The organism is Salipiger bermudensis HTCC2601, from assembly GCF_000153725.1.
GTDB lineage: Bacteria > Pseudomonadota > Alphaproteobacteria > Rhodobacterales > Rhodobacteraceae > Salipiger > Salipiger bermudensis.
Map to the genome: position 1 here is coordinate 3,116,116 of NZ_DS022276.1, position 13,668 is coordinate 3,129,783.

A 13,668-nucleotide genomic window follows, 5' to 3' on the forward strand; every position below is an offset into this window, starting at 1 on the left:
GTGTACCACGAGTCGGTGAAGCCCTCGGCAAGGTCCTCGGTGCTGAAGTCGAGATCCGCCGCCGCGGCGGCCGCCACGAGAGACATGTCACGCAGCACGGTGCCGACCGCGTTGCCCTCGGCATCCTCGTTGCGATAGCCAACTAGCTCGCCATCAGGGTTGTAGACCGCGGTGCCGCCGACCACGCTCATGTCGATCTGGCCGGCCTCGTCGAGCACGAAGTAGCTCGGCAGCGCGTCGCCCAGACCGTTATACGTGTCGACCGGCGAGACCCAGAGCGTGTTGGCCGCGTCATCCGGATCGGTGACGATGTAGTAGGACGGAAGCCGGCCGATGGCGGCCTCGTTCTCATAGTCTTCCGGGCGGATCTGGTCGTTGGGGTTGTTGGTGATCGTGTGGGTCACGATCAGTTCGGCCTTGGTCACGACGAAGCCATTCGAGCCGTCCTCGAGACTGTCGGCAATGCCATTGCCATCCTCGTCGACGGTCCACTCTTCCGGCAGGTCGATATTGACCTCCATGCGGATGTCATTGGGCCGTTTCACCGCCTCGCCCCAGCGATAGAGCAGCTTGCCGTCGTCCTTCAGGGTCACCGAGTAGTCCTGCCCGTAGGCGATGTTGTAGGTGACGCTGGACTCGTTGGGCTCGAGCAGGTCGGTCAGATCGGCCTCGCCGCCATAGCCGTTGAGGAAGCTGTCGACCACGTCGAGCGTGCCGTCGTTGCCGATGTCCACGGCGCCCACGGTGATCGCTTCGGTCACGCCGTCGCCGTCGCTGTCATAGTCGACGGTGGTCTTGGTCAGGCGGTAGGTGTCGAGCGTGCCGTCGCGGTCGAAATCGACATCCGTCAGCACGGTGTCGAGCGCCGGGTCGGGGCTGTCCATCGCGGTCTGAAGCGCCGCCACGGTCTCCTTCACGTAGAAGTCGTTGAGCGGACCTTCGGTCAGGCTGCCATCCTCGGCGACATAGAGATCGGCCATCTTGAGGTCGTCGTCGAGCCCGCCGATGGCGTTTTCGTCACCGGGATAGGCCTGATCCGAGAGCAGCGCCTGCATGGTGGTGTAATGCTCTGTCGATGCTTTCACGGTCGAGCCGCCAAGGCCAAGGGACCATGTGCCGAAGGGAGCGCCGGAGAGAAACAGATCGGTTTCCGCGTTGCGCACGGCGATGCCGACGATTTCGCCGCCTTCGCCATAGATATTGCCCGCGAAGCCTTCGGCATAGTCACCGTCGAGCTCCTTCTCCTCGGCACCGATGAAGTCGGTCACGTGGAAGCCGAATTCATTGTCGATGCCATACAGGATGTTGCCCGCGTGGCTTACATAGGGTTCGACCACCGCGCCTGCGGTGTCGAGCATCTCGGGGTAATCGGGGAATTGAAGGCCACTGAACGTTGCTGTCAGGTCATCGACCGAAAAGACGTGCAGGGCCGAGCTGTAAAGTGCCATCGTACCGTCTCCAAAAGGCTCCTCCCGGGACGGCCTTGGTTCTCGCCTGCTTGCAGTCTCCCCCCATGCTGTCCCTCGGCAATTAGGCCATGAAGTTGCATTCGAAAACCATGATATATGTCAAAGTGCATGTAATGGATTTGGCGGGTGATCGTTGCGTACCGGCCGGGGCAGGGGCCGCCTGCTGATCTGGTCGCTTTCAGGCCCTTGATCCCGCGCCTCTTTTTCTGGGAAAATGAGTCTGTCTCGCCGGCGCTCGGTTAGATGTAAAATTTTCTCAAATCGGGAGTGACGGATGTCCGGACCTCAGAGCACACGGGTCACCTCCAGCCACTGGGGCGCTTTCGAGCTTGATGTCGAGGGCGATCGCATCGTCGCCGCGCGGCCCTTTGGTGCCGATCCCACCCCGCCCGAGATCCCGCAGGCGATCCCCGCCGCCGTGCATCACCGCAGCCGGGTGGCGCGCCCCTCGATCCGCAAGGGCTGGCTCGAGGGCCGCAAGCGCGGCGGGCGCGGCAGCGAGCCCTTCGTCGAACTGCCGTGGGACGAGGCGCTCGACATTGCCGCGCAAGAGATCGACCGGGTCCGGCGCGCGCATGGCAACGAGGCGATCTTCGGCGGCTCCTACGGCTGGTCCTCTGCCGGGCGTTTCCACCATGCCCAGAGCCAGGTGCACCGGTTCCTCAACAGCGTTGGCGGCTATGTCGCTTCCTTCGGGAGCTATTCGACGGGCTGCGCGCAGGCGATCATGCCGCATGTCTTTGGTCACAACTTCATCTCGCATCTCTACGACCATCAGGAAAACTGGCAGACGCTGGAGGCAGAGACCGAAACGCTGGTGATGTTCGGCGGCATCAACCCAAAGAACAGCCAGGTCAGCATGGGCGGCGTGACCGAGCATGGCACCAAGGGCTGGATCGGAAAATTCCTCGCCAAGGGCATGTACTGCCTCAATATCGGACCGCAGCGCGGCGACGCGCCCGAGGGCTGCGAGTGGCTGCCGGTGAAACCGGGTTCGGACACCGCCCTGATGCTGGCGCTGGCCTACGTGCTCGAAACCGAGGGTCTGGCGGATCACGCCTTCCTTGAGCGCTACACCACCGGCTACGAGCGCTTCCGCCCCTATCTGCTGGGGGAGAGCGACGGCCAGCCCAAGACGCCTGAATGGGCTGCGCCGCTTTGCGGGGCCGACCCGCAGACCATCCGCGAGCTTGCCCGGCGCATGGCCTTGACCCGCACGATGATCACCGTGGCGTGGTCGTTGCAGCGCGGCGAGCATGGCGAGCAGCCCTACTGGATGTCGGCGGTGCTGGCGGCGATGCTCGGTCAGATCGGCCTGCCGGGCGGCGGCGTGGGGTATGGCTACGGCGCCATCGGTGGCGTCGGCCACGCGTTTCGCCGGATGCGCGGCATGACCCTGCCGCAGGGCGTCAATCCGGTGGACAAGGTGATCCCGGTGGCGCGCATCGCCGACATGCTGCGCAACCCCGGGCAGCCCTATGATTTCAACGGCAACCGCGAGCCCTATCCCGACATTCGCCTTGTCTACTGGGCCGGCGGCAACCCGTTCCACCACCATCAGGATCTCAACGCCTTCCACGAGGCGTGGCAGCAGCCCGAGACCATCCTCGTCAACGAGCCGTGGTGGACCCCCACGGCCAAGCGCGCCGACATCGTCTTACCGGCGACAACGCCCTACGAGCGCGAGGATATCGGCCGTTCGCCGCTCGACGACTACCTCTTTCATATGCCGGCGATGATTCCGCCGGTGGGCGACGCGCGCGACGATTACGACATCTTCGCCGGCCTCGCCGCCCGCATGGGCGCGACCGAGGCTTATACCGAGGGCAAGAGCAGCACCCAGTGGATCGAGACGCTCTACGAGGGCTATCGCCAGTTTGCCGCCGAGGACGGCATAGAGGTGCCGGATCTCGCCGGGCTGCGCGAGGTCAACTGGCTCAAGCTGCCGATCACCTACGAGGGGCCGAACCCGAGCTTCCTGCGCCGTTTCCGCGAGGATCCGGATGGCGCGCCGCTTGGCACGCCCTCGGGGCGGCTCGAGATCTTTTCCGAGACCATCGACGGCTTCGGCTACGCCGATTGCCCGGGCCACCCGGTCTGGCTGCCGCCCTCGGAATGGCTCGGCGCGGCTCGGCGAGAGGCGCCGCTGCACCTCGTCTCGCCGCAGCCGGGCGACAAACTGCACAGCCAGCTCGAGGCGGCGCTGGCCGATCGCCCCGGCGCGCGTCCCGAGACGCTGGTGATGAATCCCGGGGATGCCGCCGCGCGCGGGATCGCGAGCGGTGATCTGGTGCGAGTGTTCAACACGCGCGGCGCGGTACGGGCGCGGGCCCGGGTCAGCGACGAGATCCGCCCCGGCGTGGTGGCGCTGCCGACAGGCGCGTGGTTCGGCGATCCCGGCGAAAATCTCGATCCGCATGGCAACCCGAACGTGCTCACCGCCGATATCGGTACGTCGAAGCTGGGGCAGGGTTGCAGCGCCCATACCGCGCTGGTCGAGGTGTCGGGTCTCGGTCTCGAGGCGTGAGGATCGCGGGCGCCGGCCTCAGCCGTGCGCCCGTTCCGCGCGCAACCAGCGGAACACCAGCATCAGGATGAAGGTCGTGGCGATCAGGCCGAGAAGGTCGCCCACCGCATAGACCACCAGCACCACCACCGACCATTCCGGCAGGATCGCGCCGGAGAATACCAGCGACTGGCCGACCGAATTCAGCACCGAGGCCAGCGTCCCGACCAGCAGCAGCCATTTCCAGTGCACCCGGAGACGCTCCGTGGCGTATAGGTTGAGCCCGAAGGCGCGCATCAGCTCGAAGGCCACCGCCGCGGAGGCCGCGCCGACGAGGATCGAGATCAGGATCACCGGTTCGGTCACCGAGCCGATCCCGGCACCGGCGAACATCCATTCAGACAGGAAGGCGCCGACGCAGAGCGGCAGGATCGCAACGCGGCCGAGCAGCCATGTCGCCAGAACCCGCACCCCGTGCGGAAGATAGAGCAGGCTGGCAAAGCTGGTGACATCGGGCAGCAGCCGCGCCTGAAGCGGGGTTATCAGCATGGCGGTCAGACCGTGGGCGAGGATATAGGCCACGACGGTCACACCGAAATATCGGATTTGCATTGGTAACGGGTCTTTCTCATCCGGTCGCGTGCGGCCTCGACCGCGCGGTATGCCTGATGTGTCGGTTGCGGATCAGCTCTGCTGAAGATCCTTGCCGACAAGATCGCTGCGCACAACATAATTGCGCGCCTTGCTCTGTCCGGCCCGTTCGAGAAGCCCGTGGCCCAGCAGGGTGCGGATGGCACGGTAGAGCGTGGCCTGCGCCACCGGCTCGAGCAGCGCATGGTTGCGCATCTGTTCCGTGCTGATCGCGTCGCCGACGCGGGCCGTAAGGCTGTGCGCGGCCAGTAGCACATCGCGCTCGGTGCGGCTGAGATCGTCGAGCCCGACATCGCGCTCAAGCTGCCTCAGCATGTCGCGCAGTTCGAAGATCGGAGTCAGCTTGTCCATGTCTTGGATCCCGTTAGGCGCATGGCTCGTTCCTCAACCATAGGAAACTGCGCCTCGGTTGCATGTTTATCACAATGATAAAGCATTGGAAGCCCTCTTCGCGACGTGGTAATATGTTCAAGACGACGTTCCGTGAGTGGTGCCGCCGTCTTGTATTTAGATCAGTATAGCCTCGGTGACTTCGGTCGCCGAGGCGTTTTCTTTATACGCTTCAAGCGTGTATCGAAGCGGTCTTCCGAGATTTTCACGCAACGTCAGCATTGCTCTGTTCAATTTGGCCGCGCGCCTTGCCTCTTTGGCGATGACGGCGCGCCGCGTGCCAGCGACGCCTTGTTGTCGCGACACGCAGAAGGTGAGTGCGCGGGGCCGTGTTCCCGATCGTTGACCGAAGCGCGCCGGGCGCCGCCGCGGGCTGCGGATCCCACCCGGTGGTTGCGACCAAGGCGAATCATCGGCGCCCCTGCTTCCGCTGCGACCGCTGGGCCGGAACGAAAACGGCCCTGCCGTGGGGCAGGGCCGTCTCGCGATCTGTCGAAGCTGCGGAGGACTTATTCCTCTGCGGCCTCCTCTTCGCCTTCGTCGCCGTCATCGGCGCGCAGGCCGCGCGGAGCCGAGATGTTGGCGATCACGAAGTCACGGTCGATGGTCGGCTTTGCGCCGTCCGGCAGCGTCACGTCCGAGATGTGGATGACGTCGCCGATCTGCTTGTCCGCCAGGTCCACGGTGATGTGGTCCGGGATGTCGCCGGCGAGCACTTCGAGCTCGACTTCCTGGCGCACGATGGTCAGCACGCCACCCTTCTTCAGGCCCGGCGCGGTTTCTTCATTGATGAAGTCCACGTGGATGAAGAGGTTGATCCGGCTGGTGCGGCGCAGGCGCATCAGGTCGAAATGGGTCGGAAGGTCCTTCACGACATCGCGCTGCACGTCGCGGCAGATGACGCGGACATCGTCGTGACCGTCAACCTTGAGGTTGAACAGGGTCGACTTGAAGCGGCCTGCCTTCAGGCGCTTGAGCAGCTCGTTGAAGGGCAATTGGATTGCCAGCGGCTCTGCATCGCCACCGAAAACAATGCCCGGAACCATGCCGTCGCGACGGACTTGACGAGCGGCGCCCTTGCCTGTCCCCGTACGTTCCAGAGCCACGAGATCAGGAATCTCACCAGCCATGTTGATATCTCCATAAATAAGGGCAGGGTGCCTCCAAGGCTGTCACCCCGCGTAAGAGCCGCTCCGATAGACCGGATCGCCCGGTTTCTCAAGCCTCTTTTTGTCCCGCGCCGCTCTGCCGCCGTTGCGCCGGGCGCTCTGGACGCCGCCGCGCCGGCGTGGCAGGGCGCTGGCATGGGATTCAAGCACGATCTTCTGGCCAGCCGTGGCCCCGCCGCGGCGTTTGCCGTCATGGGCCTCTACTGGGGCGGGTTCGCCGCCTTGGTGCCGGCGCTGAAGCCGCAGGCCGGGCTCTCGGACGAGGGCTTCGGGCTGGCGATGCTGGTCTCGACCTGCGGCGCGGTGCTTGCCATGTGGCTGGCACCGGTTGCCGAGCGGCGGCTCGGGGCGCTGGCCCTGCCGGTGCTCTCGGTGCTGCTGGCCGGCGCCTTCCTGCTGCCGGGGGTCGCCACCGGCTGGCAGGGCTTCGCGCTGGCGATGCTGGCCGCCGCCGGCGCGGCCGGGTTGCTCGACGTGGTGATGAACGCGCAAGTGGCGGGGCTCGAGGCGTCGATCCGAAGGCCGCTGATGAATCTCAACCACGCGGTCTACTCGCTGGTCTACGCGGTCTCGGCGCTTGCCACTGGTCTGGCGCGCGAGCTGGGTGCGTCGCCGCTGGTCGCCTTCGCCGGGCTTGGACTGGCGGCGCTGCTTCTCGTGGCGGTGATGGGCTCGGCCCCCACCGCCTCTGCCCATGGCGACGGCAGGACGCCGCGCGGTGCCACGCCGTGGCGGCTGATCCTGCCGGCGGGCCTCGTGGTGCTGATCGGCTTCCTGTCCGAGCAGGCCACCGAAGGCTGGTCGGCCCTGCATCTCGAGCGCAACCTCGGCGCGGGGGCTGCCGCAGGTGCGGTCGGCCCGGCCTTGCTCGGCATCACCATGACCGTGGGGCGGCTGTTCGGGCAGGGGCTGGCGCAACGCTTCGCCGAGCCCACGGTGATCCGCATCGGTGCGGCGGTCTCGGCCTGCGGGGCGCTGCTGGCCGCGCTCGCGGACAGCCTCTGGATCGCCTATGCGGGCTTCGCCGTCCTTGGGCTCGGCGCCTCGGTGATCGTCCCCATGGCCTTCGCCTTCGTCGCCGCCCGCTGCCCGGCCGAGCGCCGCGCACAGGCGATCTCGCGCCTTTCGGTGATCGGCTATGCCGGCTTCTTCCTCGGGCCGCCGCTGATGGGGCTGGTCTCGGGCGGCATCGGGCTCGCCGCCGCTTTCGCCATGGTCGCGCTCATCCTGCTGCTGATCCCGCTCGCCCTCATCCCCTGGATGCGCCGATCCACGCCGGCCTGACCCCGGATATTCTCTGGTTCAAAAATACCTCGAGGGTGAATTGGCCGCAGGCCAAGAGGGGGCAGCGCCCCCTCCCTTTCCTTCAACACGGTGTGGCGTCAGTCGGACGGGACCTCCGCCCTCACGCCTCCCAGTCGCCCGAGAACCCTTTCGGGATCATCAGGATGTCGCGGTCGACCTCGCCGATGTCGGTGCGCCCGCAGAGACCCATCGAGCTGTCGAGCTCCTTGTGGATCACCCGCAGCGCTTCCGACACGCCCTTCTCGCCCATCGCCCCCAGCCCGTAGACATAGGCGCGGCCGATCCAGCAGCCCTTTGCGCCCATGGCCACCGCCTTGAGCACGTCCTGTCCCGAGCGGATGCCGCTGTCGAGATGCACCTCGATCTTGTCGCCCACGGCGTCCATGATCGGCGCCAGCGCCCGGATCGAGCTCAGCGCGCCGTCGAGCTGGCGGCCGCCGTGGTTGCTGACCACGATGGCGTCGGCGCCGACATTGCAGGCCTCGAGCGCGTCGCGCGGATCGATGATGCCCTTGATGATCAGCGGCCCGTCCCACATCTTGCGGAACTCGCGGATGCGGTCCCAGTTCAGCGCCTGGTCGAAGCTCTCGGCTGTCCAGGTCGACAGGCTCGAGGGGTCGTCGACCCCCTTGGCGTGGCCCACGATATTGCCGAAGAAGCGCCGCTTGGTCTGCAGCATCTCGAGCCCCCACTGCACCTTGGTCATCATGTTGGCCACGGATTTCGGCGTCAGCTTGGGCGGGGCGGAGAGGCCGTTCTTGATGTCCTTGTGGCGCTGGCCCAGCAGTTGCAGGTCGACGGTGATCACCGCCGCCGAGCAGTTCGCCGCCTTGGCGCGGTCGAACAGGCGCTGCATGAAATCGTCGTCCTTGAGCGTGTAGACCTGCATCCAGAACGGCGCCGAGGTGTTCTCGGCCACGTCCTCGATCGAGCAGATCGACATGGTCGACAGGCAATAGGGCACGCCGAATTTCTCGGCGGCGCGGGCGGCGTGGATCTCGCCATCGGCATGCTGCATCCCGGTCAGGCCCACCGGCGCGAGCGCCACCGGCATCGCCACGTCCTGCCCGATGAGCTTCGTGGCGGTGGACCGGCCGGTCATGTCGATGGCGACGCGCTGGCGCAGGTAGATGTCGTCGAAATCCGAGCTGTTCTCGCGGAAGGTCTGCTCGCTCCAGCTGCCGGATTCGCAATAGTCGTAAAACATCTTGGGGACACGGCGGCGGTAGATCCGCTTGAGGTCCTCGATCTCGGTGATGTGGGGCATGGGGCGGTCCTTCCGGGCGATGCGGTCAGGTTTGATTACCAATCCGCGACAGTTTGCGCAATCTCTCGGTCTGGACATTTCCCCGCCATGCCGGGTTAGTGACGGCATGGGAGGACAGTGCGTGCCAGCAGGAGGCGATGCGATGATCCTATGGGGCTTTCTGGCCAGTCTCGGCGCCGGACTGATGACCGGTGTGGGGGCGCTGCCGGTGCTGTTCGGGCGCGAGATCACGCGCCGGACCAATGACATGATGCTGGGCTTCGCGGCGGGGGTGATGATCTCGGCCTCGTTCTTCTCGCTGATCCTGCCGGGCATCGAGGAAGGCGAGGCGATCTACGGCACGACCGTCGCGGCGGCGCTGCTGGCGGCGACGGGCATCGCGCTAGGCGCGCTCGCGGTCGCCGGGATCAACCGCTGGGTGCCGCACGAGCATTTCGTCACCGGCCCCGAGGGCGCGGATCCCGGCGCGCTGTCGAAGCTGTGGCTGTTCATCCTCGCGATCACCATCCACAACTTCCCCGAGGGCATGGCGGTGGGCATTGGCTTCGGCGGCGGCGACGTGACCAACGGCATGTCGCTCGCGACCGGCATCGGGCTTCAGAACGCGCCCGAGGGGCTTGCGGTGGCGGTGGCGCTGCGCGGGCAGGGCTATGGCCGGTTGCGCAGCGTGTGGTATGCGACCCTCACCGGGTTGGTCGAACCGATCGGCGGCCTCATCGGCGTGGCTGCGGTGTCGGTCTCGGTCTACGTGCTGCCGGTGGGGCTGACCTTTGCCGCCGGTGCCATGCTCTTCATCATCAGCCACGAGATCATCCCCGAGACGCACCGTCACGGCCATCAGAACCGCGCCACGACGGGGCTGCTTGTGGGGCTGATCCTGATGATGTTCCTCGACGTGACACTGGGCTGAGGCGGCGCGAGCGCGCATCGGCTCTTGGAGCCTCGCCTCCGCGCGCGCGGGCATCCTCCCGCCGTTTCCTTTTCACCGGCGCTCTGCTATAGGCGGGCCTCGCAACAAAGGAGGCACGACATGGCCCACAAGGTGTTCATCGACGGCGAAGCCGGTACCACGGGATTGCAGATCCGCGAGCGTCTCGAGGCGCGCGCCGATATTGCCCTGGTCCAGGTCGCCCATGAGCGCCGAAAGGACCGTGATGCGCGCTCCGAGGCCCTTGCGGAAGCCGATGTGGCGATCCTCTGCCTGCCCGATGATGCCGCGCGCGAGACCGTCGAGCTGGCAGTGCCGCACGGCACCCGGATCATCGACGCCTCGACCGCACACCGGGTGGCCGATGACTGGGTCTTCGGGTTCGCGGAGATGGCCAAGGGGCAGCGCGAGGCGATTGCCCGGGCGCAATACGTCTCGAACCCGGGCTGCTGGTCGACCTGCGCCATTGCGCTGATCCGGCCGCTGGTCGAGGCCGGGATCTTGGCAGCGGATGCGGGGCCGGCGATCTCGGGCGTGTCGGGCTATACTGGCGGCGGCAAGGCGATGATCGCCGAGTTCGAGGCCGGCGAGACCGACGGCGCCTTCCTCTACGGCGTGTCGCAGGGCCACAAGCACCTTCCGGAGATCTCCAAGCACGGCCTGCTGAGTGCCGCGCCGGTCTTTGTTCCGTCCGTCGGGCACTACGCGCAGGGCATGGCGGTGGCGGTGCAACTGCCGGGCCTGGGCGCGGAGGGCATTGCCGCGGCGGAGGCGGCGCTGCGCGCGGCCTACGAGGGCGAGCGCTTCGTCTCGGTGGTCGCGGCATCGGTGCACGAGCCGCGGGTGATGCCGCAGCGCCTGAACGGGACCAACCGGCTCGAGCTCTCGGTGCATGGCAATGCGTCGAGCGGCGCGGCGGTGCTGGTCGCGGTGCTCGACAATCTCGGCAAGGGCGCGTCCGGGGCCGCGGTGCAGAACCTCAACATCATGCTCGGGGTCGACGAGGGCGCCGGGCTCGAAGGGCCGGAGGCGCGGGCGGCCGAGTAGGCGGCGTTGCGCCTCGTTACGGGCGAAGCAGGGGGCGCTGTCCCCGTCGGACCGAAGGTGCGCCATTAATGCGAGGAAGGGGGCGCTGCCCCCTCTGGGCCTGCGGCCCATTCACCCCCGAGGTATTTTGAAACCAGAGAAGATGCGGGTCCGCCAAGAGGGGTGGGGCCGGCAAGAAAAAAGGGGCGTCCGGCCGGGCGCCCCTTCGTCGTTGGTCGTCTCTCGGCTCAGGCGCGGTGGGCGCCGTCGGCGAGGGATTTCACGAAGGCCAGCACCTCCTCGGTGGGCTTGCCCTCGGCCTGGGCAGCAACGATGGCCGAGCCCACGACGCAACCATCGGCGACACCGGCGATGCTCTCTGACGTTTCGGGGGTCCGGATGCCGAAGCCCACGATGACCGGCAAATCGGTCTTGGCCTTGATGCGCGCCACTTCCGGGGCGACATCGGCGGCCTGCGCGGCGGCGGCGCCGGTGATGCCGGTGATCGAGACGTAATAGACGAAGCCGGACGTGTTCTGCAGCACCTTTGGCAGGCGCTTGTCATCGGTGGTGGGGGTGGCGAGACGGATGAAGTTGAGGCCCGCCTTCTGCGCCGGGATGCAGAGCTCCTCGTCTTCCTCGGGAGGCAGGTCGACCACGATCAGCCCGTCGATGCCGGCCTCGTTCGCGTCCTCGAGGAACCGCTCGACGCCGTGGTTGTAGATCGGGTTGTAGTAGCCCATCAGCACGATCGGGGTGGTATCGTCGCCGGCGCGGAAATCGCGCACCATCTGCAGCGTGCGCTCCAGCGTCTGGCCCGCCTCGAGGGCGCGCTGACCGGCGAGCTGGATGGTCGGGCCGTCGGCCATCGGGTCGGTGAAGGGCTGGCCGAGCTCGATGATGTCGACGCCGGCGGCGGGCAGCCCCTTCACCAGCTCGAGCGAGCGGTCGTAGTCGGGATCGCCGGCCATGACATAGGCGACAAAGGCCTTCTTGCCCTCTGCGCGGAGCGCGGCGAATTTTGCGTCGATGCGGGTCATGGCGGTCCTTCCCTGATGGTCGCGGCAGGTCTGCCGGAATGACGGGCGAAAATCAATAAGCTGCGCACCGCGAAGGGGGCGGTTTCTTGACACCGGTCAAGGCCGGGCACAGCCTTGGCGGGATAGGGCTGTGAGCAGGACCGAGAGGAAAGGCATCCGATGAGCGCAACGCCACCCGAGACCGACACCGCCGCACATATCCCGACAGAGCCGGGCACCGACGCCCCGGCGCAGGACGGCGCCGCCGCTGCCGCGCCGCGCAGCGCACGCCGCGTGGCACCGACGCCGGACGAGATCCGGCTCGCCTTCGAGACCGGCGCCTATCCCTACGACACCAAGATGTCGACCAAGAGCTACGAGCACCAGAAGGCGCAGCTCCAGGCCGAGCTCCTCAAGGTGCAGCTGTGGTTCCAGCAGACCGGCCAGAAGGCGGTGCTGCTGTTCGAGGGCCGCGATGCCGCCGGCAAGGGGGGCACGATCAAGCGCTTCACCGAGCATCTCAACCCGCGCCATGCCCGCGTGGTGGCACTCAACAAGCCCTCCGACCTGGAAAAGGGGCAGTGGTATTTCCAGCGCTATATCGAGCATCTGCCCACCGCGGGGGAGATCGTGCTCTACGACCGCTCATGGTACAACCGCGCCGGCGTGGAGCGGGTGATGGGGTTCTGCGAGCCCAACGAGTATCTCGAGTTCATGCGCCAGACGCCGGATCTCGAGCGCATGCTCGTGCGCTCGGGGATCAAGCTGTTCAAGTACTGGTTCTCGGTCACGCGGGACGAGCAGCGCCGCCGCTTCAAGAGCCGCGAGACCGATCCGCTCAAGCAGTGGAAACTGTCGCCGATCGACAAGGCAAGCCTTGGAAAGTGGGACGATTATACCGAGGCCAAGGAGGCGATGTTCTTCTACACCGATACCGCCGATGCGCCCTGGGTGGTGGTCAAGTCGGACGACAAGAAGCGCGCGCGGCTCAACTGCATGCGGCATTTCCTGTCGACGCTGGACTACCCCGGCAAGGACCGCCACATCGCCAAGCCGGCGGATCCGCTGATCGTCGGCGGCGCGGCGCATGTGATCCATCGCTCGGACCACATCCTTGGCACCGCGCTGCACCCGGGCACCCGCAGGGCCGGGGGCTGAGTGGCGCGCCTCAGAGGTGCCTGGCGAGCCAGTCCTGCAACGGTGAGAGGCGCTCGAAGGTCTGCGTGAGCGTGGCTTCGGGATCCTCCGCCAGCGCCTCGAAAAGTTCGTCGTACCACGCCACGCAACCGCACCGGCGCAGCAGGTCCGCGCGCGGATGCGTCGCCGGGTAGGGAGCGGGCACCTCGTCCAGCGTCGCCGGGTCGAGCCGGGCATCCAGCCTCTCGAGCAGGGCCGCGAGAGCCTCGCCGGAGACGCCCGCGACCGAGTGCCGCCACGCGACGGTCTGGTCTTCGTCGAACGTCATGACTCCGGCGCCGGCGGTGGCGTAATCCGCCGAGAGCCCGAAGTACCAGCTGCGCCCGCCCGGCAGGGTCCAGGCGGCATGAAGATGGGTGTAGAACGGCGTCTTGTCGTCGGAGAACCGCACGTCGCGATGGGGGCGGAAGAGCTTGCCACGCACCGGGCGCCCGGTGGCCGCGGCCAGCCGCTCCGAGAGGCGGTCGACAAGCCTCTCGGCCGGTCGCCTCACCTCGCTGTCGTAGCGCAGCTTGTTCCTGCGGAACCAGTCTCGGTTGTTGTTCGCGGCGAGATCGATCAGAAAACGCCGGGTCTGGGGGGCAAAATGGGTCAGCTCAATCTGCGCGGTCATCGCGCGACTCCAATCTTCGAAAACAAAATGACTCGTACGTAACACGTCATCTTAGCACAGCTCCGCCGACGTGACGCCATGGAACCTTGCCAAGCGCCATCACCGCGGCTAGTCCGAAGGGCATGACA

The 13,668-nt window shown here is 66.7% G+C and carries 12 protein-coding genes; 5 read left to right on the forward strand and 7 right to left on the reverse strand.

Annotated features, from left to right (window positions below):
- Window positions 1–1,448, reverse strand: a 1,448-nt coding sequence (locus R2601_RS27015; protein ID WP_007799677.1) for a hypothetical protein, incomplete at its 3' end; no start/stop codon positions are given.
- A 295-nt stretch (window positions 1,449–1,743) separates the two neighbouring features.
- On the opposite strand from R2601_RS27015, the gene R2601_RS14625 reads away from it, so the two are divergent.
- Window positions 1,744–3,996 carry a molybdopterin-dependent oxidoreductase gene (locus R2601_RS14625; protein ID WP_007799679.1) on the forward strand — a complete coding sequence of 751 codons (2,253 nt, stop codon included), beginning with the start codon at window positions 1,744–1,746 and terminating at the stop codon, window positions 3,994–3,996.
- A gap of 18 nt (window positions 3,997–4,014) precedes the next feature.
- Here the strand turns inward: R2601_RS14625 and R2601_RS14630 are convergent, their stop codons facing one another.
- The 3 genes from R2601_RS14630 to R2601_RS14640 form a co-directional block, all read right to left on the reverse strand.
- The gene (locus R2601_RS14630; RefSeq protein ID WP_007799680.1) at window positions 4,015–4,587 is read right to left on the reverse strand and encodes a hypothetical protein; all 573 of its coding nucleotides are present in this window, start codon (window positions 4,585–4,587) and stop codon (window positions 4,015–4,017) included.
- A gap of 72 nt (window positions 4,588–4,659) precedes the next feature.
- A complete protein-coding gene (locus R2601_RS14635; RefSeq protein ID WP_007799682.1) occupies window positions 4,660–4,977 on the reverse strand; it encodes a hypothetical protein in 318 nt (105 codons plus the stop codon).
- A 548-nt stretch (window positions 4,978–5,525) separates the two neighbouring features.
- Window positions 5,526–6,146, reverse strand: a complete 621-nt coding sequence (locus tag R2601_RS14640; RefSeq protein WP_040544757.1) for a 50S ribosomal protein L25/general stress protein Ctc — start codon at window positions 6,144–6,146, stop codon at window positions 5,526–5,528.
- A 174-nt stretch (window positions 6,147–6,320) separates the two neighbouring features.
- Between R2601_RS14640 and R2601_RS14645 the strand changes: the two genes are divergently transcribed.
- Window positions 6,321–7,469, forward strand: coding sequence for an MFS transporter (locus R2601_RS14645; RefSeq protein ID WP_007799685.1), 1,149 nt, complete (start codon window positions 6,321–6,323; stop codon window positions 7,467–7,469).
- A gap of 121 nt (window positions 7,470–7,590) precedes the next feature.
- On the opposite strand, the gene R2601_RS14650 is transcribed toward R2601_RS14645, so the two are convergent.
- Window positions 7,591–8,757: an alpha-hydroxy acid oxidase gene (locus R2601_RS14650; RefSeq protein ID WP_007799686.1), complete on the reverse strand. Its 1,167-nt coding sequence runs from the start codon at window positions 8,755–8,757 to the stop codon at window positions 7,591–7,593.
- Window positions 8,758–8,899: 142 nt separating this feature from the next.
- Between R2601_RS14650 and R2601_RS14655 the strand changes: the two genes are divergently transcribed.
- On the forward strand, window positions 8,900–9,667 hold the full coding sequence (locus R2601_RS14655) for a ZIP family metal transporter (RefSeq protein ID WP_007799687.1): 768 nt from the start codon (window positions 8,900–8,902) through the stop codon (window positions 9,665–9,667).
- Window positions 9,668–9,787: 120 nt separating this feature from the next.
- Window positions 9,788–10,732, forward strand: a complete 945-nt coding sequence (gene argC, locus R2601_RS14660) for an N-acetyl-gamma-glutamyl-phosphate reductase (RefSeq protein ID WP_007799689.1) — start codon at window positions 9,788–9,790, stop codon at window positions 10,730–10,732.
- 227 nt (window positions 10,733–10,959) lie between these two features.
- Here argC and trpA read toward each other — a convergent pair whose 3' ends face one another.
- The gene (gene trpA / locus R2601_RS14665; RefSeq protein ID WP_007799691.1) at window positions 10,960–11,751 is read right to left on the reverse strand and encodes a tryptophan synthase subunit alpha; all 792 of its coding nucleotides are present in this window, start codon (window positions 11,749–11,751) and stop codon (window positions 10,960–10,962) included.
- Between the two features lie 159 nt (window positions 11,752–11,910).
- Between trpA and ppk2 the strand changes: the two genes are divergently transcribed.
- A complete protein-coding gene (gene ppk2, locus R2601_RS14670; protein WP_007799694.1) occupies window positions 11,911–12,888 on the forward strand; it encodes a polyphosphate kinase 2 in 978 nt (325 codons plus the stop codon).
- Window positions 12,889–12,898: 10 nt separating this feature from the next.
- Here the strand turns inward: ppk2 and R2601_RS14675 are convergent, their stop codons facing one another.
- On the reverse strand, window positions 12,899–13,540 hold the full coding sequence (locus R2601_RS14675) for a TIGR02453 family protein (protein WP_007799695.1): 642 nt from the start codon (window positions 13,538–13,540) through the stop codon (window positions 12,899–12,901).
- Window positions 13,541–13,668 lie beyond the last annotated feature (128 nt).